We start from the raw sequence: 22,086 nt of genomic DNA on the forward strand, positions 1-22,086 counted from the left end.
CAATGTGCCGGTGCCCGTGGCGATGGGTATCGCTGCGCTCCACCGATCCTACGAAACGTCGCCCTATGTCAGTACCTTGACGCCGCCGAGCGCGGTCACCCGGCCGCGCTTGAGCATCACGATCTGCGTCGCGAGCTGGCGCAGTTCGGCGGCGTCATGGCTGACATAGACCATGGGGATGCCCTCGTCGCGCAGCCGCACCAGATAGGGCAGGATTTCTTCCTTGCGGCCTTCGTCGAGCGAGCCCAGCGGCTCGTCCAGCAGCAGCAAGCGCGGCTTTGACAACAGCGCGCGGCCGAGCGCAACGCGCTGGCGCTCGCCGCCGGAGAGTTTTCCGGGGCGGCGATCGAGCAGGTGGCCGATGTCGAGCAGGTCGGTGATGCGCGCAAACTGCGCGGCATCTTCCGTAACGCCATTCATCCGCCGGCCGTAGTCGAGGTTCTGCCGCACGTTGAGATGCGGAAACAGCCGCGCGTCCTGAAACACGTAACCGATCCGGCGCCGGTGCGGCGGCACGTGAACGCCTTTCGACGTATCATCCAGCGTTTCACCGTCGAGCGCGATGACGCCGCGATCGGGCCGCAGCAGGCCCGCGATCATGTTGATCAGCGAGGTCTTGCCGGCGCCGGACGCGCCGAACAGGCCGGTGACGCGGCCCTGGCTCTCGAACGAGGCTTCGAGCGAGAATTCGCCGAGCTGCTTGGTGACGTCGACGCGCAGCATGGTCAGTTTCCGTGGAGGCGTTTGGTGGCGCGCCGCGCGAACCATTCGGATGCGATCAAGGCGCCCATCGCGATCACGGTGGAAACGACAACCAGCCGTCCTGCCGCAGCGTCGCCATCCGGCGTCTGGATCAGCGAATAGATCGCCGACGAAATGGTCTGGGTCTCGCCGGGAATGTTGGAGACGAAAGTGATGGTGGCGCCGAACTCGCCGATCGCCTTGGCAAAGCCGAGCACCATGCCGGCGAGCACGCCCGGCAGTGCCAGCGGCAGGGTTACGCCGGCAAACACTTTCCATGGCGGTGCGCCGAGCGTACTGGCAGCCTGCTCCAGCCGGCGGTCGATCGCCTCGATCGACAGCCGGATCGGTCGCACCAAAAGCGGAAACGACATCACGCCGCAGGCAAGCGCGGCGCCGGTCCAGCGAAACGCAAACACGATGCCGAGGTTGTCGGCGAGCCACGCGCCGATCAGGCCGCGACGGCCGAGGGCAAGCAGCAGCAGATAGCCGGTCACGACCGGCGGCAGCACCAGCGGCAGATGGACCACCGCATCAATGACGGATTTGCCCCAGAATTCATATCGCGCCAGCAGCCACGCCAGCGCGATGCCGAACGGCGTCGCCACCAGCGTCGCCACGACGGCCACCCGCAGCGACAGCAGGATGGCAGTCCATTCGGCCGGCGAAATATCGAACATCAGGCCGACGGGCTGACGAGAAACTTGAAGCCGTATTTCTCGAGGATGTTCTTCGCGGCCGTCGAGCGCAGGAAGGCGAGATAGTCCGTCGTTTCCGGCTTGGCGGTGGTCGTCGCCGCCACCGGATAGATGATCGCCGGATGGGAATCGACCGGGAAGGTGCCGACGATCTTGACGCCGGGCTCGACCTTGGCGTCGGTGGCGTAGACGATGCCAAGTGCGGCCTCGCCGCGCGCCACCAGCGTCAGCGCGGCGCGAACGTTGTCCGTCATGGCGAACTTCGGCTCGGCGGCTTGCCATGAACCTAGCTTCTCCAGCGCCGCCTTGGCATATTTGCCAACCGGAACCGATTTCACGTCGCCGGTGGCGATCTTGCCGTCGCCGGCAAGCTTGGCGAGGTCGAAGCCGGCGCCGATGCTCACATTGTCGACGTTGGAGTCTTTTGGCGCGATCAGCACGATGCTGTTGCCGAGCAGATTGACCCGGGTCGGCTCATTGATGTTCTTCTTGCCGATCGCGTAATCCATCCAGTCGGTATCCGCGGAGATGAATACGTCGGCCGGCGCGCCCTGTTCGATCTGTTTAGCCAGTGCCGAACTGGCGGCGTAGCTGACGGTGATCCTGACGCCGGTCTTCGCGGTATAGGCGGCGTCGATCTCGTCGAGTGCATTCTTCATCGAAGCCGCGGCGAACACCGTCAGGGGTTTTTCCTGCGCGGCGGCAGGTGAGGCGGTGACTGCCAGTGATATGGCGAAGGCCAGGAAAAGGCCGGCAAGACGGTTCATCGGGCGCTCCATGCATGATTGCGAGTCGCGGTTGCCGCGCGCAAAGCAGGCGTTGATTGGGTAAGGCAACCGTCGGAAGCGCCGTTCCGGTATCCCTGGTGGACTTGCGGTCGATCGGGATGTCGCCAGCCCTGACAATAGTCAGGATGGGAGAAGAGGTAAAGGCGGCTGCACCGCTTTGCAAGGCGCCGCAGCCGGGCCGGCTTGCCGGTTAATGGTGATGGTGTCGCTTGTGGCCGCCGCTGCCGTAGCCGCGCAATTCCGCATACTTCGTCATCTGCGACGGGGTCAAAATGCTCCCGGTCGACAGATGATATTTCAGGTGGGTCTCGCGCAGCATGCCCTGCGTGGCGGCGACGGCCGCGGTGGACGCTTTCAGGCTTTCCGGCGTGACGGTGCGGGTCGCAAACAGCTTGTCCAGTTCGGCTTCCTGCTCGACCAGCTTGGCGCCGAGCGGCATCGCCTCGGCCTTCATGGAATCGAACAGGCGCTGCATGCCGGCGCGTTGCTCGGCGGAGAGTTCGAGCTTGTCGGCGAGTTCGAGCACGTGCAACGGCCCCGGATAACCATTGAGTTCAGCCGCGAGCGCCAGCCCCATTCCGCGGCCGGCGCCGAGGTCGGCGATCTGCTGCTCAGATAGCGCCTTGATCGAGCGCGTCTGCATCCCGGCGTAAGGGGTTTGCGCATGCACGCTGGTGACGAAAGCGATGGATGCGATCACGGGCCAGATCTTCATCGATATCCTCCTCGAGGTTTGTTCGCCGTCAGTGCTTCACATCGGGCGCATTTAGCACCGCCTTGCAGGCCGGCGGCAGCGACGCCATCGTCATCGGCGGCTTCGGCTTTGGCGGCACTTTTGGCGGCTTCGGATGCAGCACCGCGTCGCTGAACCAGTAGGCGAGATCGCCCGTGCTGCAGCCCTCGCCGTCGTTCGGCTCCGGCTGGCTGTCGCATTCACCGGCGCCGGGCGGGCATCTGATGCGGATGTGGAAGTGATAGTCGTGGCCGTACATCGGGCGCACCTTGTGCAGCCAGGCGCGGTCGCCCTTGGCTTCGCGGCACAGCGCCTTCTTGATCGCGGCATTGACGAAGATGCGCTGCACGCTGGGCTCCTGCGCGGCGGCGCGGATCACGGCAAGATGCGTCGGCGTCCAGGCGTGCGGATCGATGTCGAGCCGGTCGCTGCGCACCATCATCACCGCCGACATCTCCTCGCGCTCGTTGCGCGATAGCTGCCGGTTCGGCATCGGCGTCAGCCAGATGTCGGCGTCTAGTCCAACTTGGTGACTGGCATGTCCCGTAAACATCGGCCCGCCGCGCGGCTGCGACATATCGCCGACCAATATGCCGGGCCAGCCGGCATCCCGGCGGGCTCGTGCCGCCAGTCGTTTCACCAGCGCGACCAGATCGGGATGGCCCCAGTAACGATTGCGCGACAGCCGCATCACCTGCCAATTGTCGCCATTGAGCGGCAGCCCTTCCGCCCCCGAAATGCAGCCATGAGCATAGAACCCGTGCACACGCGTCGGCATCGCCGCCGGCAGCAGCTTGCGGCCGAACAGTTCCTTGGCGGCGATACTGGGATCGTTGGGATTGGCGAGCGGCGGCAGCGGTTTTGGATTGACCGTGCCCTTGTCCTGCGCCCATGCGCTGGCGGCATGGGCGGCGGCGATCAAGGTGATGAGCGGGATCAGGATCAGGCGAGGGAACATCGGATCACTCAAATTCGCGCAAGCGTAGCATGAAACTGGAGCGGGGACGACCACCCTCGTTGGTGACCCCGCTCCAGCCTCATTCCCGGTTCTTGTTATCCGTGCGCCTGCAAGGCCTGTCGGATGGCTCGCTCAACCGGCGAATGATCACCGTCGGGTCGCGCAAGGCTGAACGGCTCCGCCGGGTGCAGCGGCGGTTGCGCCATGAAACGTGGCGAAGAACCCCGGTGCATCTGCGCGGCGTGAACGAGGAATGGGTGGCACAAATAGACCGTGCCGGCCTCACCGGTCGCCAGTACCTCGGGCCGGCCGCTTCCTATTTCGTCCAGCACGAGATGCGACATGCCAGCCTCGCCGGCCGGCTCGAGCAAGCGCGCGATATCCAGATGCGAGCCTGCTCTTATTCGGGTGGGCGCGTCGGCTTCTCCCACATCGGAGAACAGGAACAGCATCAGCAGCGCGCGTCCGCGGGACGTCACGTTCACACGCCAGGCGGCATAATCATGATTGTCGTCCTCGTTCGGGAAACTGACATCGACATGCCAGCCGGCATCGCCGGGATCGCGCGGGCTCGGAAACCGCACCGGGAAAGTCCCGAGATCGGCCCGGGGCCACCAGCGTTTCCGCCCGACGAGCTGGTCGAAGGCCGCATGAAGCTGCGGGGTGTTGACGGCTTTCCTGAACGGTTCGTCGCCGTAGTATCCAAGGCGGATCACCGGCTCAGTCCACGTCGCGGGATCGTCGGGGTCGCAGGGCAGATCGCGCCACAGGATGGCGCGCCCTTGCTCGGCAAGTTCGTGCGGAAAGGCGTGATCGATCCGCACGAAGCCGTCGTGAATGAATTGCTCGATCTGCGCGTCGCTGAGCGCGCGCGCTTGTCTGCTGTCAGGCATGGAATTCCTCTTATCGCTGGGCAAGCGGCTATGACCCTGCGCGAAGCAGGGGCGGCCGGACTGTTTCTGTCGAAAACTTCCGCCCGCCTGAGCGGGCAACGCGGTCAGCGCGCGAGGAAGAAGACCGAAGCGATAGGGGAGGTACGGATCATCATGGCATGCGCGGTATAGCAAACCGGCCGCCGGCGTTCAACGCAGCCGCGCTCACTGCAACTCGACGCTGGCGGACTTGATCACAGCGGCCCAAGCGCAGGCCGCGGCAGCTTCCCCGGGGCCTGAACAGGCGGTGTGCGCGATCGCATTAACCGTGCAATAACCTTCCCGGCCATTGACGGATATTTTATGCGCACGCGCGGCGTTTCGCGCATTCCTTGTGCACCCATGGCGCGAGTGCCTGTGTCCCAGCAGCCACGCTTCGATTTTGCCGCGTGCATCTGTGGTCCGCATTGAGCCGACACACGCAAGGCGTGTGTACGACCACTTCGTCGGGGCAGCGTATCGCCGTGCACAACAGAAGTTTCTACGACAAGAGATACCTTTTTTTCAGAGACTTGTCTGAAAACTTTGCACGCAGAGTGCGAGTAGAGCGTTGTAATGCTGAAGAAGAAGCCGAAAACAACCGGGAAACCGAAGAAGTCGATTGTGCGTTTTCCCGGCCGGCCGGCAAAGCCCGCTGCGAAGCTTTCAACCAGCCGCCGAGATGGCGGCATCATCGGCCTGCGCGTCGACATCACCGAATTGAAGCAGCGCGAGGCATCGTTCCGACTGCTGTTCGACAGCAATCCGGTTCCGATGATCGTGTGTGCGCAGGGTGACGAACGGATCCTCGCCGTCAACGATGCTGCCATTGCGCATTACGGTTACAGCCGCAGCGAATTCGAGAAGCTGACGATCCGTAACCTGCAGGCCTTCGACGTCGAGCCGCCATGGGCCGGCGAGCATGCCGGCGACGAGCGCGCGGCCCACGCCTGGAAGCATGTCAGGGCCGACGGCGAGCTGATCGATCTGGCGATCTATTCGCGCCAGCTCGTCTATGGCGGCCAGCCCGCGGTCCTGCTCGCGCTGATGGACACTACCGAACGCAAGCGCGCCGAGGCGCGGCTGACGTTCATGGCCCAGCATGACGGCCTGACCGGGCTGCCGAACCGCAATCTGCTGCGTCAGCAGATGGACGACATCCTGCTCCACACGCGCCGCAACGCCGAGAAGGTGGCGGTGCTCGTGCTCGGCCTCGATCATTTCAAGGCGATCAACGATACGCTCGGCCATGGCGTCGGCGACAAGCTCCTGCGCGGTGTCGGTAAACGATTGCAATCGATGCTGCGCAAGGACGATGCGCTGGCCCGGCTCAACTCCGACGAATTCGCCATCGTCCTAACCGGCGTGACGCGGCCCGAGGATGCGGTGTTCATGGCGCGGCGCCTGTTGGACGCGATCGGCGATCCCTATCTTCTCGACGGGCATTCCGTCGTGATCGGCGCCAGCATCGGCATCGCGATGTCGCCGGGCGATGGCGACGAGTCCGAGAAGCTGCTGAAGAACGCCGACCTCGCGCTGTCGCGCGCCAAGAACGATTCCCGCGGCACATTCTCGTTCTTCGAGGCCGGAATGGACGCGCGCGCCCAGACCCGCCGCAAGATCGAGACCGAGCTGCGCGAGGCGGTCCATGGCGATGCGCTGCGGCCCTATTACCAGCCGCTGGTCGATCTTGCGAGCGGGCGCATTACCGGCTTCGAGGCGCTGGTGCGCTGGCCGCATCCGGAACGCGGCATGATCTCGCCGGCCGAGTTCATCCCCGTTGCGGAGGAGACCGGGTTGATCAACGCCGTCGGCGGCCTGATGCTGCGCCGTGCCTGCACCGATGCGGCGCAATGGCCCGACGACGTCCGCGTCGCGGTCAACCTGTCGCCGCTGCAGTTCCGCGTCGGCAATCTGTTGTCGCTGGTGGTGGATACGTTGAAGCAGTCCGGGTTGCCGGCGAAGCGCCTGGAGCTCGAGATTACCGAGACGCTGCTTCTGGAGAAGAGCAGCGAGGTGCTGGCGACTCTGCATGCGCTGCGCGCGCTCGGCGTCCGCATCTCGATGGACGATTTCGGCACCGGCTATTCCAGCCTGAGCTACCTGCGCAGTTTTCCGTTCGACAAGATCAAGATCGACCAGTCCTTCGTGCGCGATCTCGCCGCCAATCCGGATGCGCAGGCGATCGTGCGTTCGATCATCAGCCTCGGCAAGGGCCTCGGCGTCACCATCACGGCCGAAGGCGTCGAGACCGAGGCCGAAGTGAGCTGCCTGCGCAACGAGGGCTGCCACGAGGGGCAGGGCTTCCTGTTCAGCCGCGCGCGGCCGAATGGCGAGATCGTGAGCCTGTTGCAGACGCAGGGCGACTGGAGCGCAGCAACGGGTGCGGCGCTGGTGGCGTGAGGACACAGTACAAGCCAAGCCGTCATTGCGAGGAGCGAAGCGACGAAGCAATCCATCTTTCCGCGTGCGTGGAGAGATGGATTGCTTCGCTTCGCTCGCAATGACGGGGAGAGGCCGCCACAATGACGGCGAGAGCTACTTCGCCCGTCCCGCCTTCTTCCTCGCATGATACGTCAGCGCCAGCGCCACGCAGTGGCGCAGCGCTTTCTCGGGAAGCTTCTCGCCGGCGTCGAGCAGGATGGCACGGTTGCCGCTATAGCTCAGTTCGGGATAGAGCTCGCGAAAGGTCTCGACCAGATCAGTCTGGCAGTGGAAGTAAACCGCGTAGCGGCCGGCTTCCGCCTTTACCTCGTCGATCCGGATCGTGCTGCCGCTCTTGCTCTCGGTCGTGAGATAGCTCGGCTGCCCCCATTTCAGCGTCTCTTCGAGAGCGCCGACGCCGTCGGTCGTCCTGGCAGTATCGAAGATCAGCCGGCGCAGTGCCGATAGTTTCGCCTTGACCGGACCGGGATAGGTGCTGAAAACCGCTTCCACCGCAGCATTCGCAGCCGCGATCGACGGCCTCCCGGCGCTACGCTTTGCCGCTTTCTTACGTGCCGTAGCTTTCATGGAGGTCCGCGCATCCTGCCAAGGTCTGACTGCCTGGAGCTGATGCGTGCAGCCTAGAGCAGGATACAAGTCGGTGGAAGCGAAAACGAAACGCCTATCGCCGTCGCGCGGTCTTGCGCGCACCCGAGCGTGACGTCTTGCGTGCGATCGAGCGTGTGGTCTTGCGGGCGCTGGACCTCGCTGCGGCCTTCCGCTTGCGCGTGGCGGCTGCTTTCTTCGCCGAGCGTGATCGCGCCGCAGCTGGCCGGCGTGCCGCGGCCTTGCCGCCGCGCGGACCGCCGATCCGGCCGCCTTTCTTGGCCGAGACATTGGTGTCCTTCACGCCGCGGCCGGAGCCGCTCTTGTTGCCGCCGCCGGTTTCCTTGTTGACGGTGGCCCAGGCGCGCCGCTCGGCTTCCTTCTTGCCGACGCCGCGCTTCTCGTAACCTTCCTCGATATGCTCGGCCTTGCGCTTCTGCTTGTTGGTGTAGCTCGATTTGTCGCCGCGGGGCATGATCCATCTCCCTCGCTGTTGCCATTGAAGCGCAACGCAGACATGGCGAGGGGGTTCCGAAGGCGGCGGGAGCGACCCGCCGCCTCGGATGCTCAAGCGGCGTTGCGCAGGCCTGCCAGGAACGTGTCGACGCTTCTGTAAAGCGCGTCGGCCTGCCGGCCGAGCTGGTCGGTTGCGGTCGCCACATTATCGGCGAGTGCGCGCGACTGGTCGGCGGACTGGCTGGCGCCGCTCACATTGACCGAGACTTCGCCGGTGCCGGTCGCTGCCTGCTGGACGCTGCGGGCGATTTCCCGCGTCGCCGAATCCTGCTCTTCCACGGCTGCGGCGATGGTGGTGGCGATGGCGCTGATTTCGCGGATCGTGTCGCTGATGCCGCCGATCGCCTTCACGCAGTCACCGGTGGCGGACTGGATTGCCGCGACCTGTCCGGCGATTTCCTCGGTCGCCTTCGCGGTCTGACTGGCGAGCTGCTTGACCTCGGATGCGACGACGGCAAAGCCGCGGCCGGCCTCGCCGGCGCGCGCGGCCTCGATGGTCGCGTTCAGCGCCAGGAGGTTAGTCTGGCTGGCGATCGCCCCGATCAGGCGAAGCACGTCGCCGATCTTTTCGGCCGCCGAGGCGAGGCTGCTCACCATTTCGGTCGTCTCTCCGGCCTTGACCACGGCGTTGTCGGCGACCCGGCTGGAATGGGTGACCTGACGGCCGATCTCTGCAACCGAGGACGCCAGTTCCTCGGTCGCGGCGGCAACCGCGCTGACGCTGGCAGATGCCTCGTCGGAGGCGGCCGCTGCGGCGGCCGCCCGGTGCGAGGTGCCGTTCACGCTGGTCGCAATCTCGCCGGCCACGCGCTGCATGTCGGTCGTTGCCTGCGCGACCGCGGCGACCACGCTCTTGACGTCGCTCTCGAACCGATCGGCCATCTGACGCTGCATGGCCTTCTTCTCGAGTTCGGCCTGCTGCTTCGTCGCTTCCTGTGCCTCGCGCATGCCGCGCGACTCGATCATGCTGCGGCGGAACACGTCGACCGCGCTCGCCATTGTGCCGAGTTCGTCGCGGCGCTCGCGGCCGGGAATCGTGACGTCGATCTCGCCGCCGGAAAGGCGGTTCATGACCGCCGTGATCGCGGCCAACGGGCGCGACAGGCCGCGACCGAGCAGGAACGCCAGCACGATCGCGCCAAGCAGGATGGCGACGGTACCGAGGATCAGATTGCGCTGCGAGCTCGCCGCTGCCGCTTCATACTCGGTCGTATCCTTGACGATCTCGAGAATGCCGACCGGCTGACCGGCGTAGTTCCTGATCTGCCCGAGATAGAGCGCGGCGGGCCGGCCGCTGATCGTGGCGTCACGCCGCAACGGCTGGCCGTCGAACACGGCCTTGAGCTCGTCGGCGGTCGTCACCGCTTCGTCGCCGAAGGTCGTGGACAGCTTCTTGAAGGCCTTGCCGTCGTACGAATAGACGGCGAGGTCGATGCCGAAGCGCTTCTTGGCGCGATCGACGAATTCCTTGCCGAAGGCAGCACCGACGTCGACATTGGCCAGCGTCTTGCCGTCGCGCACGATCGGCGTCATGCCGAAGATCGAGAGCGCCTCGCGGCCGGGCTCGACGCCGACGATGGGCTTGCCGGTCTTGATCGCTTCCACCACGGTGGAACGCCGCGCGGAAGCGTCGTCATCGAACACTTTCGGCGCATGGACGCGGTAGATGGAAGTCGCAGGCGCCCGCCAGAACGAGATCAGCGGGATGCCCTGCGCCTTCATGGGTTCCAGCGCCTCGCCGAGCAGCTTGCCCAATGCATCGCGGTCGGTCTTTGCGAGGGCATCGGCGACAGGCGGCAGGGCTGCGATCAGGGATGAGACCGCGAGCGCGGCGCGCCCCTCATAGTCGATGGCGGCGATCACGCTGTCATACTGCAGCTTGAGCTGCTGATCGAGTGCGAGCTGCGTCAGCGAGCGCTGCTGGATGATCGAGAAGGTTCCGAGAATGCCGCAGGCGACGGCTACCGTCAGGGAAATGGCGAGGATCAGGCGAACGGCGATCGAGCGAATCATGAGAAATACGAAAGCTCCCCGGGGCAATGCTCCGTGAGAGATTTCATGAATTGTTTAACAACAGGGGTCGCCGGCCGGTCCGTAGAACTACGGACCGCAATCCATCACCGCATCGTCGGCGGGGCGTCGAGATCACCGGAAAGGATCGCCTTGCCGGCATCCTCGTAATGCGCGTCGCGGCCCTGGATCTGCTGGGCGATCGCATGCATGTCGCGAAAGCGGCGCTCGAACCTGTTGGCGTTGAACACGGCGGTGGCGCCGGCCATGCGATAGGCGGTGTCGACCACGGCGGCCGATTGATGGATGGTCCAGGTGGTGGCGATGCGCAGCGCAATGCGATGCGCTTCCGTGATGGCATCGCCCCTCGCCAGGTCGCGCCAGACCTCGGCGGCGGTCGCATAGAGATAGGCGCGGGCGCCGCGCCATTGCGCCTCGGTGCGGCCGATCAATCCCTGCACGGCATTGTTGTCGCGCATCGCCTTCAGCGCCTGCGGGGTCTTGGCGCGGGCAAGATCGACCGCCGCATCGAGCGTGGCGCGGGCGACGCCTAGCGAGGTCGCCGCAAAGCCCATGCCGAACACCATGTTGGTGGAGAGCTTGTACAGCGGCCCGGTTTCGCGCCGCGCCGCCGGTTCGTCGCGCAGCGCTGCGAATTTCTCCGGGATGAACAGATTGTCGACCGAATAGGAATCGGTGCCGGTGCCCCGCAAGCCGATCACGTCCCAGACGTCGTGCATCGTGGCGCTGGTCACCGGAAACAGGATGGTGCGGATTTCGGGCGAGCCGTCCTTCTTGCGCCGCGGCGTGCCGTCGGCCTCGACGACGCGGACATGGGCGCCGAGCCAGCTCGCCTGCCGCGAGCCGGAGGCGAAGTCCCAGCGCGCGCTGGCCTTGTAGCCGCCGGGAACCGCCTGCACTTCATGATTGATCGCGCCCCAGGCGAGAATGCCGGGCGCGACATTGAAGATTTCGTTGGCGGCATCGGGATCGAGATAGGCCGCGGTCATGGCGCAGACGCTGCACTGGCCGAGGCACCATGCGGTCGAGGCATCAGCCTTGGCGATCTCCTCCTGCATCTGCATGAATGCCTCGAGCGAAGCCTCGATGCCGCCAAAGCTTTGGGGCAGCAACGCGCGGTAAAGCCCGTTCTCGATCAGCGCCGCCGTGACCGCCGGCGTCAGCCGCCGCGTCCGTTCGATCTCGTCGGCCTCGCGCAGGATCAATGGCGCCAGCGCCCGCGCGCGTTCCACGAGATCGATGCCGCCCTGCCTGTTCATGCGTTCCTCGCATTCTCTTGTTCTTTTCGTATCCGCAATCGTGACCTATCGGTCACCGTCGATCAAGCCGGTGGCGGAATGGCAGGGCTCGTGCGGATAATGATAGCTACAACCGCAGGTGCGTCGCGTCGAGAAATGAGTTACAGTCGAGGCGCGGCAGGGAGCTGCAAATGGCAGATATCAGCCTTTTCGAGCCTGAAGATCTCAGCAACATCCCGACCTTCCGGGCCGCCTATTCGGATCGCACGGCGTTGCTGATGGCCAGGCTCGCCTATCGCGCCTACAACAATTACGACGTCGACGATGCGACGTTCAAGACGTTCAGCACGGAATTGTGCAGGCAGGGATTTGTCGACTGCCGCGCCCTGATCGACCGCGATGCCGGCACGGCAGGTTATATCGTCGAAGGCAGCGACATCATCGTCGTCGTATTCCGGGGAACCGAGGACGAACTCGACTGGAAAACCAATGTGAACGCTCGCTTCGTGGCACTGCAGGGAGGTACGCGTGTTCACACTGGCTTCTTTCAGGCCTACTGGCCGATCCGCGACGCCATGTTCGAGGTCGTCAAACGCGTCATCAAGGCGAAGCAGCGTCCGATCTACATTACCGGCCATTCGCTCGGCGGTGCGCTGGCGCTGATGGCCACGGCGGAACTGGCCAATGATGAGGATGCGACCGTGCGCGATAGTGTTGCGGCCTGCTACACGTTTGGCTGTCCGCGCGCAGGCGACGCCTCCTTCGATGTGTACGTCAAGGCTCCATTGTATCGAATCACCAACGGTGTCGACCTCGTGCCGGCAGTTCCTCCCGCCGTCCTTGGTTATCGTCACGTCGGCGATACCAGGTACTTCGGAAAAACTGGCGTTGCCCCGGTGCGGCGGTCGCCGAACTGGCCACAGAAGATATGGCGTACGATGTGGGGCCTGGTTGCGCTGGTCAGGACCGGAAAATTTCAGAACATCGCCGATCACAGCATGTCGGTATATGTCGGAAAGCTGGATGCCTGGGCAAAGGCCAATCTCAAGCAGACGCAGGAAAGGCGTGAAGTAACGGCCGACCCGGCGATCGCAAAGCCATAGAGCATGATCCGGAAAAGTGTGTAGCGGTTTCCCCCCGCGACAAACGCGAATGCGTTTGCGCGGAATCTTGCTCAAACAAAAAGATAAAGCGCGATGACGATTCGAAGAAAGTCATCGCGCTTCAGCCAAGCGGCTGTCGGCCTTGCATGAACTCAGGCCGCCGCGCGTCCGAGATCGAGCGAGGATTGCGGCGGCCGCTTCGCCGACGGGAAGCTCAACGCTACCGCGACGGCCGCCATGCCGATGGCGAACGAGCCGACATAGAGCCAGTTGTAGGCGTGGAAGGTGTCGAATACCCAGCCGCCGGCGAGCGGCCCCAGCGCCATGCCGAGGCTGGCAAAGGCGGAGACGGCACCGAACATGCTGCCCATGATACGCACGCCGAAATACTCGCGCACCAGTACGGCGTAGAGCGGCATCACGCCGCCATAGGCGAGGCCGAAGACCACCGACAGCGCATAGAACTCGCCGAGCTGGCCGACCGCGAGATAGGTGGCGATCGACAGCGCCTGCACGAACAGGCCGCCAACCAGAACGTGCTTGGCGCCGAAGCGATCGGCCAGCACGCCGAGCAGCAGCCGGCCGCCGAGACCGGAAAACCCGGCGAGGCTGTAGACCGTAACCGCCGTCAGCGGCGCGATACCGCAGACCATGGCGTAGCTGACCAGATGGAAGATCGGTCCGGAATGCGCCGCGCAGCAGGCGAAGTGTGCGCCTGCCAGAATCATGAATTGCGGTGTTCGCAAGGCTTGCGCGACGGTCCACTGCCCGTCGGGCGCGTCGGTTCCATTTGCAGCCTCGGGCGTCGAGGGCTCCGGCGGCTGCCGCACCAGCAAGGAGGCCGGAATCAACAGCGCCAACGCGACGATGCCGATCACCAGCATCGCCGTGCGCCAGTCATAGGACGCGATCAGCCAGCTTGCGAAGGGAGCAACGGTAAGCGGCGATACGCCCATGCCCGCGGACACCAGCGCCACCGCGAGGCTGCGGTGCTGTTCGATCCAGGCGCTCGCCGCCGCCACCATCGGCGCATAGAAGCTGCCGGCTGAAATGCCGATCAAGACGCCGAACGCAAACTGGAACTGCCACAGGCTGGTGGCCTGGCTCGCGCCGATCAGGCCGGCACCGAGCAGCAGCGTGCCCGAAAGCACCACGATGCGGGTGCCGAACCGGTCGGACAGGGTGCCCCAGAAGAACGCCGCCAGCCCCATCGCGAGAAAGTCGATCGTGGCCGCCGCCGAGATGCCGCTGCGCGACCAGCCCATGTCAGCCGAAATCGGCTGCAGGAACACCGCGAGCGACAGCATTGACCCGAATGCCACGCACGTCATCAGCGCACCAACGCCGACGACAACCCAGCCATAGGAAGACCCGGCGGACTTGCCCATGCGATTCCCCGCTCTTTTTGTATTTTATGATCTGAGCGGGGCAGATGGTGGCCTATTCGGCCGGTGAGGGCAAGATGAACGGCGCGGTTGACAGCGATCCGTCGCGACCGCGGTCGGGACCCGTTCTACTTTGCATGGGGTTGTTTTCGCGATTTTGTGTCCAGGCCTCCAGCGGAGAGGCCGCGCCCGGCTCACGAGATCGTCAATGCTTCCGAGGGACGCCTCAGCTATCCACCTTCAGCGCCGCAATGAAGGCTTCCTGCGGAATGTCGACCTTGCCGAACTGCCGCATCTTCTTCTTGCCTTCCTTCTGCTTCTCCAGAAGCTTGCGTTTGCGCGTGATGTCGCCGCCGTAGCACTTGGCGGTGACGTCCTTGCGCAGCGCGCGGACGGTCTCGCGGGCGATCACCTTGCCGCCGATCGCGGCCTGGATCGGGATCTGGAACATGTGCGGCGGGATCAGTTCCTTCATCTTCTCGACCATGGCGCGGCCGCGGCCTTCCGCGCGGGTGCGATGCACCAGCATCGACAGCGCATCGACCGGCTCGGCGTTGACGAGGATCTGCATCTTGACGAGATCCGCCACCTTGTAGTCGGTCAGATGATAGTCAAATGAGGCGTAGCCCTTCGACACCGACTTCAGGCGATCGTAGAAATCGAACACAACCTCGTTGAGCGGCAGATCGTATTTCACCATCGCGCGGGAGCCGACGTAGGTCAGTTCCTTCTGCGAGCCGCGGCGGTCCTGACACAGCTTCAGCACGCTGCCGAGATATTCGTCCGGGGTGAGGATCGTCGCCTCGATCCACGGCTCCTCGATGTCGGCGATCTTGACCACGTCGGGCATGTCGACGGGGTTGTGGATCTCGATCTCCTGGCCGTCGGTCAGGTGCATCTTGTAGATCACGCTCGGCGCTGTCGCGATCAGGTTGAGGTCGAATTCGCGCGACAGCCGCTCCTGGATGATTTCGAGATGCAACAGGCCGAGGAAGCCGCAGCGGAAGCCGAAGCCGAGCGCTGCGGAAGTCTCCATCTCGAATGAGAAGCTCGCGTCGTTCAGCCGCAGCTTGCCCATCGCCGCGCGCAGCGTCTCGAAGTCGTCGGCGTCGACCGGGAACAGGCCGCAGAACACCACGGGGATGGCCGGCTTGAAGCCCGGCAGCATCTCGGTGACCGGCCTCTTGTCGTCGGTGATGGTGTCGCCGACGCGGGTGTCGGCGACTTCCTTGATTGCCGCGGTGATGAAGCCGATCTCGCCGGGGCCGAGCTCATCGACCTGCTGCATCTTCGGCGTGAAGAAGCCGACGCGCTCGACGTCATAGGCCGCGCTGGTGCCCATCATGCGGATGCGGCTACCCTTCTTCATCGTGCCGTCGACCACGCGGATCAGCACGACGACGCCGAGATAGACGTCGTACCAGCTATCGACCAGCAGCGCCTTCAGCGTCGCATCGCGGTCGCCCTTCGGCGGCGGCAGCCGGGTGACGATGGCCTCCAGCACGTCTGATACCCCGAGGCCGGTCTTGGCCGAGATCATCACCGCGTCGGACGCATCGATGCCGATCACGTCCTCGATCTGCTGCTTGACCTTGTCAGGCTCGGCCGCGGGCAGGTCGACCTTGTTGAGGACGGGCACGATCTCGTGATTGTTGTCGAGCGCCTGATAGACGTTGGCGAGGGTCTGCGCTTCGACGCCCTGGCTGGCGTCGACCACGAGCAGCGATCCCTCGCAGGCCGCCAGCGACCGCGAGACTTCGTAGGCGAAGTCGACATGGCCGGGCGTGTCCATCAGGTTGAAGATGTAATCCTTGCCGTCCTTGGCGCGGTAGTTCAGCCGCACCGTCTGCGCCTTGATGGTGATACCGCGCTCGCGCTCGATATCCATGGAATCGAGCACCTGTTCCTTGCCCGCCATTTCGCGATCGGTCAGCCCGCCTGTCATCTGGATCAGGCGGTCGGCCAGCGTCGATTTGCCATGGTCGATATGGGCGACGATGGAGAAGTTGCGGATGTTGGAAATGGGCGTGGTTGTCATGGGGCGCGGGATAGCATTCACGCCCCGGTGCGGCAACCATCTTGCTGTATTTTAAGGGGGTTTCTTCACGCCAAGCTGATTCCACTCGGCCCCAAAACACGCTACGGAGTGGGCCATGTCCACTGCATCCATTTCGTCCGCGGCCGCGCGCGGCAGGCGTTTCCCATCGATCCAAAGGCTGACGGCGTGGCTGGCCTCGCGGGCCAGCGATCCCAAGGCCGGGCTCTGGCTGGTGACCGGCTTTGCCGTGGTCCACGCCGTGCTGTGGACGCTGATTCTGGTCAATCTGAAGACCGGGCAGGACGTTCATATGGACGTCGCGGAGGCCTTCGCCTGGGGGCAGAAGTTCCTGCTCGGCTATGGCAAGCACCCGCCGCTCTCCGGATGGGTCGCCGGCGTCTGGTTCATGCTGTTTCCGGTTACCGACTGGTCAAGTTACGCGCTGGCGATGGCGACACTGGCCTGCGGGCTCGTGATCTGCTGGTGGCTGGCGCGGCGCGTGGTGGATCATCGCCGCGCGTTCTTCGTCGTGGTGATGCTCGCGATCTATCCGATCTTCAATTTCAAGGGCTTCAAGTACAATCCGGACCTGTTGCAACTCGTCACGCTGCCGCTCCTCGTGCTGGCCTATCTCGACGCGTTCGAAAAGCGCAGCATCAGATCCGGCGTATGGCTCGGGCTCGCCGGCGCGCTGGCGCTGATGACCAAATACTGGGCGGTGACCATGATCGGCGCCATCGGCCTTGCCGCGCTGATCCATCCCGCGCGCCTGCAGTTCCTGCGTTCGCCGGCGCCGTGGGTCGCGATCATTACGCTCGTCGTCGCGATGCTTCCGCATTTGATGTGGCTGAAGCAAGTGAACTTCGTTCCGTTCACCTATGCCGGCGACACCTATACGCTGACCGACCGCGCCACGATCAACGAGCTCGTGGTGGGCTATATCGGACATAATCTCGCGTTGCTGGCCCTGCCGGCGGTGCTCGGCGCGATCGCGCTGATGTGGCGGCCGTGGCGCTTGACGCCGTTTCCGTTCCTGGCGCGCGGCGCCAATTCAGGCGTGAACACGTCCCAGGCACTCAATGTCTGGATCATCCAGGCGGTGGTGGCGGTCGGGCCGCCGCTCGGCGCGCTGATGCTGCATTTCTACATCAAGACCGATTGGGGCATTCCGCTGTTCTTCCTGACGCCGCTCGCGCTGGTCGCGATTCCTGCGGTGCGGGTTCGGAAAGTCGCGCTGATGAACCTGACCACGACCTGGCTGGTGATTTCGCTGGTCGTGCTGGCGATATCACCCAGGATCGTCGCCCATGAACTCAGCGAAAAGCGCACGGCAGGCGCGACCTACCGGGCGCGCTCCGAACTCGCCCGCGAACTGACGGAAGCCTGGCAGGTCCGCTTCCGATCGCGCTGGCCTGTGGTCGCCGCCTATACCGATACCGGACAGCCCGTCACCTTCTACAGCCCCGATCATCCGGCGCCGCTGACGCCGGATGAGCCGTGGTCGTCGGGCCTGACCTCGCTCGAGGAAGCGAAGCGATCCGGCTTCATCGGCATCTGCGAAACCGGCGACTGGAAGCTGGAAAGATGCGAGGCGTGGATGAAGACCCATGCCGCCAATGCCGAGCGCATGGTGATGACCACGCGACGATTCTTCCTAGGCTTGCCCGGTCCCGCGACGGCCTGGAACATCTACATCGTGCCGCCGGCCAAATAGAAGTGGCTACAAAAACAAGAGGGGGTAGACGGATGAATCTCGATCTAACGGACAAGACGGCGCTGGTTACCGGCTCGACGCGCGGCATCGGACTCGCAACGGCCATTGGCCTTGCGCAGATGGGCGCGGCGGTGATCGTCAACGGGCGCGAGCAGACGGCGGTTGGCGAGGCCGTGGCAAAAGTCCGAGAGGCGGCGCCGTCGGCCAAGGTGCATGCGGCAGCGTTCGACCTCGGCGATGCCGTGGGCTGTGCGGCGCTGGTGGCGCAATTCCCTGATGTCGACATCCTCGTCAACAATCTCGGCATCTACGAACCAAAGGGCTTCTTCGAGATCGAGGATGCCGATTGGTCGAAAATGTTCGAAGTCAACGTCATGAGCGGGGTGCGGCTGACGCGGCATTATCTGAAGCGGATGCTCGATCACAAGGACTGGGGCCGCGTCGTGTTCGTCTCCAGCGAATCCGGCGTCTTCATTCCGAAGGAGATGGTGCATTACGGCTTCTCCAAAGCGGCGCAGCTCGTCATCGCGCGCGGTGCGGCCGAGACGACCAAGGGCACCAATGTCACCGTCAATTCGGTGATGCCGGGCCCGACCTGGGTGGAGATGGCGCCGGTGCGTCTGGCCGCGCGGGCGAAGGCCGCAGGCACGACCGTTGACGATCTGGTCTCGCGCACCTTCAGCGAACGCCGCCCGGCCTCACTGCTGCAGCGCTATGCCAAGCCGGAAGAGGTCGCCAATCTGATCTGCTACGTCTGCTCAAAAGCCTCCAGCGCCACCAACGGCGCCGCGCTCCGTGCCGACGGCGGGATCGTTACGAATCCATTTTGATGTCTTAGACCGTAGGGTGGGCAAAGCGAAGCGTGCCCACCATTTTGAGCCGAGCGCTCGGATGGATGGTGGGCACGGCGCTATCGCGCCTTTGCCCACCCTACAAATTCCTCGCAAGCGCGGAGAGGTGAGGCAGAGCCATTCAGTTCAGCCTCTCACACGCCCTCTTCATTAAACTTGTCTGCAATGAGCGCTGCGATCGCATCGACCGCGGCTTGCGCCTCGGGTCCGGTCGCGGAGACCGTTACCGTGGTTCCAGGTCCGGCCGCCAACATCATCAAGCCCATGATCGATGTACCGCCGACGGTTTCATTGCCGCGGGTCACCCAGACCTCGGCGTTGAAGCGTTCGACCATCTGGACGAACTTGGCCGACGCCCGCGCATGCAGGCCGCGCTTGTTGATGATGAGAAGTTCCCGCGAGATGGCGCCGGCCGGCACGCCGGACCCGAGTTCCTTTCCGGGCGCGGCGTCGTCGCTCATTTGCCGGCGAGCACGCGGCTGGCGATGGTGACGTATTTGCGCCCGGCTTCCTGCGCCATGGCGATGGCATCGGGAAGCGAGCGCTCTTCGCGCACCTTGGCAAGCTTGACCAGCATGGGAAGATTGATGCCTGCGAGCACCTCCACCTTCGGGCGGCTCATGCAGGAAATCGCAAGGTTGGATGGGGTGCCGCCGAACATGTCGGTGAGGATGGCGACACCATCGCCGCTGTCAACGCGATTCACCGCTTCGATGATATCGCTTCGACAGAGATCGGAGTCGTCCTCGGCTCCAATCGTGATGGCTTCAATTTGTTTTTGCGGACCCATGACATGTTCGAGCGCCGCCTTGAACTCGTCGGCAAGGCGCCCATGGGTCACAAGCACTAGACCAATCATCGGAAACTCCTCGCGGGTGCTTTTTGGTGCACCGCACGAACGCGCCACTTTGACCATCCAGAGGCCCCGCGCAAGAGGGCATCTTGGCTATTGTTCCGGAATTTGCCGGTAAGAAGTGAGGCCTGCGCCGGATTAATCGGTGGCGATATTGGGGCTTATATGGTTACCAATTCCCTTCGGGCAATCGTCCAAAGGTTTGACGAGACCAGAACCATCGGTTGTCGTCAGGGCGGCTGCAATCAGCGGGAGGGGGTCGAAGCCCACCGGGACAGGGATTCGCGGTAGCTCTACACCATTAAGGCGGATATTGAGGGCTTCCGGCGGTGGCAGCCGTTCCGCGTCGCCGGCTGCGAGATCGGCGACGACGCCGACAATCGCCTCGTTCACGAAGTCGCAGCGGCGGATCCCAAGGCCCCGAACCTCGATCAGGCCGGCCAGTTCCCGCGCCGGGCGGACCCACAATTGTCCGGCTACTGTGTCGAGATGGACACGGTCATCGCCGACCAAAACGGCCGGCGGGAGCTGTCCGGTGCGTCCGGCGAGAATCAGGTCGAAGGCCAGCCGCGACTTGCCGGCCCCTGACGGTCCCCGGATCAGCACGGCGCGTTCGCCCACCAGCACGGCGGAGGCGTGCACGCTGGCTTCCCCGGTCATAGCGCGGGCAGCCGGACCACGAAGCGCGCGCCGGCCACCGTCGGCTTGCCGTCGGCGTCAGCCGGGCCATGGCGATTTTCCGCCCAGATCCGCCCGTTATGCGCCTCGATGATCTGCTTGGAAATCGACAGCCCGAGCCCCGAGTTCTGGCCAAAGCCCTGATGCGGCCGGTCGGTGTAGAAGCGCTCGAAGATGCGTTCCAGCGCATCCTCGCCGATACCGGGGCCGTCGTCGTCGACGACGATTTCGATTTCCGAGCGCACGCGGCGGCAGGTGACGCGCACCTTCCCGCCGGGGGTGGAGAAGGATTGCGCGTTGGACAGGAGGTTGGAGATCACCTGTCCGAGCCGCGAATCATGGCCGGGCACCGAGAACGTGTCGGTAGCGCCACGGCCCTCGAAGCGGGCCTCAACTGCGACGTCGTGACCCAGCCTGGTTTCGTTGGCGACCGAGGTCAACGTCGTCAGGAGCCGGCGCATATCGACCGGCGCCATGTCCTGGCGCTGCAATTCGGCATCGAGGCGGCTGGCGTCTGAAATGTCCGAGATCAGCCGGTCGAGCCGCTTGACGTCGTGCTCGATCACCTCAAGCAGGCGCGCACGGCTGGTGTCGTTGCGCGCCAGCGGCAGCGTCTCCACCGCCGACCGCAGCGAGGTCAGTGGATTCTTCAGTTCATGGGCGACGTCGGCGGCGAACATCTCGATCGCCTCGATGCGGCTATAGAGCGCATTCGTCATGTCGCGCAGCGCGCCTGAGAGATGGCCGATCTCGTCGCGGCGGCGGGTGAAATCGGGAATCTCGACGCGGGTCTGGATGCGTCGGCGGACGCGCTCGGCGCCGTCGGCCAGCCGCCGCACCGGGCCCGCGATCGTGCTCGCGAGCAAGAGCGACAGCACGATCATGACCGCAGAGGCGACGCCGCCCACTTTCAGGATCGCCAGCCGCTCGGCGGTCACCATCTGGTCGATGTCGTCACCCTGCGTCGAGAGCATCAGCGCGCCATGCACGGCGCGGAAGCGTTGCACGGGGACGGCGACCGAGACGATTACCTCGCCGCGGTCGTTGACGCGCACCATGCTGCTTTTGACGCCGTCGAGCGCCTGCACGATCTCCTGGTAGCCCTTGCCGTTTTCGGGGCCGAGCTCGCGATAGAGCGGCAGGTCGCCGCGGTTGAGCCAGGTGCGAATCGAGATCGTGGCGCGCTCGACGAAGCCCGGCTTCTCGGTCGAAGGCGGCGGAAGTTCGAACCGCATCACGTCGCCGCGGCCATAGAGGCTACGGCTGTCGAGGATCATGCCGCCGTCGCCGCCATAGATGCGCGCGCGTGTCTTGGTCGGCGAGATCAGCCGCCGCAGCACCGGCGCGACGCGTTCCGGATTGATCGGAAAATCGAGGCCTGAGGATTCGTCGGGCGCGCCGTAGCTTTCGCCGGGCTTGAGATCGAGCAGGCGGTCCGGATCGATGGTGATGGTGTTGGTTTCGACGGTGGCGGAGGCGGCAATCGCGCCGGCGATGATTTCGGCCTGCACCAGAAGGCTCTGCGCCCGCGCATCGATCAGGCCGGCGCGGAATTGCGAAAGATAGAGAATGCTCGCCACCAGTGCGACGAGGCCCGCCAGATTGAGCGAGACGATGCGGCGCGTGAGGCTCGAAAAGGAGAGCGCGAAGAAGAACTGCCCGGCCCGTCGCAGCCAGCCGAGCGGCCGCCGCCAGCCCGTCTCGCCCGTATTAACCTCGGCAACACGTTCCCGTTCGAGGAGCTCCAGAGCGTCCTCGTGGTTCAGGCTGGGATCGGGCTGCGTTCGATCTAGCAATGGCCGAGCTGCCGGTTGTGATGC

General features: G+C 64.5%; 20 protein-coding genes. 4 read left to right on the plus strand and 16 right to left on the minus strand.

The annotated features are described in order from the left end of the window. Positions 1–63: 63 nt before the first annotated feature. The 6 genes from modC to CQ12_RS34090 form a co-directional block, all read right to left on the minus strand. The gene (gene modC, locus CQ12_RS34065; protein WP_057839649.1) at positions 64–723 is read right to left on the minus strand and encodes a molybdenum ABC transporter ATP-binding protein; all 660 of its coding nucleotides are present in this window, start codon (positions 721–723) and stop codon (positions 64–66) included. A 2-nt stretch (positions 724–725) separates the two neighbouring features. Continuing rightward, the gene (gene modB, locus CQ12_RS34070; RefSeq protein ID WP_057839650.1) at positions 726–1,421 is read right to left on the minus strand and encodes a molybdate ABC transporter permease subunit; all 696 of its coding nucleotides are present in this window, start codon (positions 1,419–1,421) and stop codon (positions 726–728) included. Next, positions 1,421–2,206: a molybdate ABC transporter substrate-binding protein gene (gene modA, locus CQ12_RS34075; RefSeq protein WP_057839735.1), complete on the minus strand. Its 786-nt coding sequence runs from the start codon at positions 2,204–2,206 to the stop codon at positions 1,421–1,423. The genes modB and modA overlap by 1 nt, the downstream gene beginning before the upstream one ends. 211 nt (positions 2,207–2,417) lie before the next feature. Beyond that, positions 2,418–2,942, minus strand: a complete 525-nt coding sequence (locus CQ12_RS34080) for a Spy/CpxP family protein refolding chaperone (RefSeq protein WP_057839651.1) — start codon at positions 2,940–2,942, stop codon at positions 2,418–2,420. 28 nt (positions 2,943–2,970) lie between these two features. Continuing rightward, complete coding sequence (mepA, locus tag CQ12_RS34085; RefSeq protein WP_057839652.1) at positions 2,971–3,918, minus strand: penicillin-insensitive murein endopeptidase; 948 nt, start codon at positions 3,916–3,918, stop codon at positions 2,971–2,973. A gap of 95 nt (positions 3,919–4,013) precedes the next feature. Continuing rightward, complete coding sequence (locus CQ12_RS34090; protein WP_057839653.1) at positions 4,014–4,811, minus strand: phytanoyl-CoA dioxygenase family protein; 798 nt, start codon at positions 4,809–4,811, stop codon at positions 4,014–4,016. A gap of 594 nt (positions 4,812–5,405) precedes the next feature. On the opposite strand from CQ12_RS34090, the gene CQ12_RS34095 reads away from it, so the two are divergent. Beyond that, positions 5,406–7,232 carry a putative bifunctional diguanylate cyclase/phosphodiesterase gene (locus CQ12_RS34095; protein WP_083519595.1) on the plus strand — a complete coding sequence of 609 codons (1,827 nt, stop codon included), beginning with the start codon at positions 5,406–5,408 and terminating at the stop codon, positions 7,230–7,232. 135 nt (positions 7,233–7,367) lie between these two features. On the opposite strand, the gene CQ12_RS34100 is transcribed toward CQ12_RS34095, so the two are convergent. The 4 genes from CQ12_RS34100 to CQ12_RS34115 form a co-directional block, all read right to left on the minus strand. Beyond that, a complete protein-coding gene (locus CQ12_RS34100) occupies positions 7,368–7,841 on the minus strand; it encodes a DUF1801 domain-containing protein (RefSeq protein WP_083519596.1) in 474 nt (157 codons plus the stop codon). Positions 7,842–7,935: 94 nt separating this feature from the next. Continuing rightward, positions 7,936–8,334 carry a hypothetical protein gene (locus tag CQ12_RS34105; protein WP_057839654.1) on the minus strand — a complete coding sequence of 133 codons (399 nt, stop codon included), beginning with the start codon at positions 8,332–8,334 and terminating at the stop codon, positions 7,936–7,938. A gap of 92 nt (positions 8,335–8,426) precedes the next feature. Continuing rightward, the gene (locus CQ12_RS34110) at positions 8,427–10,388 is read right to left on the minus strand and encodes a methyl-accepting chemotaxis protein (protein WP_057839655.1); all 1,962 of its coding nucleotides are present in this window, start codon (positions 10,386–10,388) and stop codon (positions 8,427–8,429) included. A 104-nt stretch (positions 10,389–10,492) separates the two neighbouring features. After that, on the minus strand, positions 10,493–11,665 hold the full coding sequence (locus tag CQ12_RS34115; RefSeq protein ID WP_057839656.1) for an acyl-CoA dehydrogenase family protein: 1,173 nt from the start codon (positions 11,663–11,665) through the stop codon (positions 10,493–10,495). Positions 11,666–11,835: 170 nt separating this feature from the next. On the opposite strand from CQ12_RS34115, the gene CQ12_RS34120 reads away from it, so the two are divergent. Continuing rightward, on the plus strand, positions 11,836–12,747 hold the full coding sequence (locus CQ12_RS34120; protein WP_057839657.1) for a lipase family protein: 912 nt from the start codon (positions 11,836–11,838) through the stop codon (positions 12,745–12,747). A 152-nt stretch (positions 12,748–12,899) separates the two neighbouring features. Here CQ12_RS34120 and CQ12_RS34125 read toward each other — a convergent pair whose 3' ends face one another. After that, positions 12,900–14,135 carry an MFS transporter gene (locus CQ12_RS34125; protein WP_057839658.1) on the minus strand — a complete coding sequence of 412 codons (1,236 nt, stop codon included), beginning with the start codon at positions 14,133–14,135 and terminating at the stop codon, positions 12,900–12,902. Positions 14,136–14,358: 223 nt separating this feature from the next. After that, positions 14,359–16,170 (minus strand): translation elongation factor 4, encoded by a 1,812-nt coding sequence (gene lepA, locus CQ12_RS34130; protein ID WP_057839659.1) that lies wholly within the window; start codon positions 16,168–16,170, stop codon positions 14,359–14,361. Positions 16,171–16,285: 115 nt separating this feature from the next. Here lepA and CQ12_RS34135 point away from each other — a divergent pair, with 115 nt between their 5' ends. Next, on the plus strand, positions 16,286–17,884 hold the full coding sequence (locus CQ12_RS34135) for a glycosyltransferase family 39 protein (protein ID WP_057839660.1): 1,599 nt from the start codon (positions 16,286–16,288) through the stop codon (positions 17,882–17,884). Between the two features lie 32 nt (positions 17,885–17,916). Next, complete coding sequence (locus CQ12_RS34140; RefSeq protein WP_057839661.1) at positions 17,917–18,714, plus strand: SDR family NAD(P)-dependent oxidoreductase; 798 nt, start codon at positions 17,917–17,919, stop codon at positions 18,712–18,714. A gap of 155 nt (positions 18,715–18,869) precedes the next feature. On the opposite strand, the gene CQ12_RS34145 is transcribed toward CQ12_RS34140, so the two are convergent. The 4 genes from CQ12_RS34145 to CQ12_RS34160 all read right to left on the minus strand — a co-directional run bounded on the left by CQ12_RS34145 (position 18,870) and on the right by CQ12_RS34160 (position 22,062). Continuing rightward, complete coding sequence (locus CQ12_RS34145; protein ID WP_057839662.1) at positions 18,870–19,196, minus strand: HPr family phosphocarrier protein; 327 nt, start codon at positions 19,194–19,196, stop codon at positions 18,870–18,872. Then, complete coding sequence (locus tag CQ12_RS34150) at positions 19,193–19,594, minus strand: PTS sugar transporter subunit IIA (RefSeq protein ID WP_024339151.1); 402 nt, start codon at positions 19,592–19,594, stop codon at positions 19,193–19,195. Before CQ12_RS34150 ends, CQ12_RS34145 begins: the two co-directional genes overlap by 4 nt. Before the next feature lie 132 nt (positions 19,595–19,726). Next, positions 19,727–20,248: an HPr kinase/phosphorylase gene (locus tag CQ12_RS34155; protein ID WP_057839663.1), complete on the minus strand. Its 522-nt coding sequence runs from the start codon at positions 20,246–20,248 to the stop codon at positions 19,727–19,729. Beyond that, complete coding sequence (locus CQ12_RS34160; protein WP_057839664.1) at positions 20,245–22,062, minus strand: sensor histidine kinase; 1,818 nt, start codon at positions 22,060–22,062, stop codon at positions 20,245–20,247. The genes CQ12_RS34155 and CQ12_RS34160 overlap by 4 nt, the downstream gene beginning before the upstream one ends. Positions 22,063–22,086 lie beyond the last annotated feature (24 nt).

This window comes from Bradyrhizobium jicamae (assembly GCF_001440395.1).
GTDB lineage: Bacteria > Pseudomonadota > Alphaproteobacteria > Rhizobiales > Xanthobacteraceae > Bradyrhizobium > Bradyrhizobium jicamae.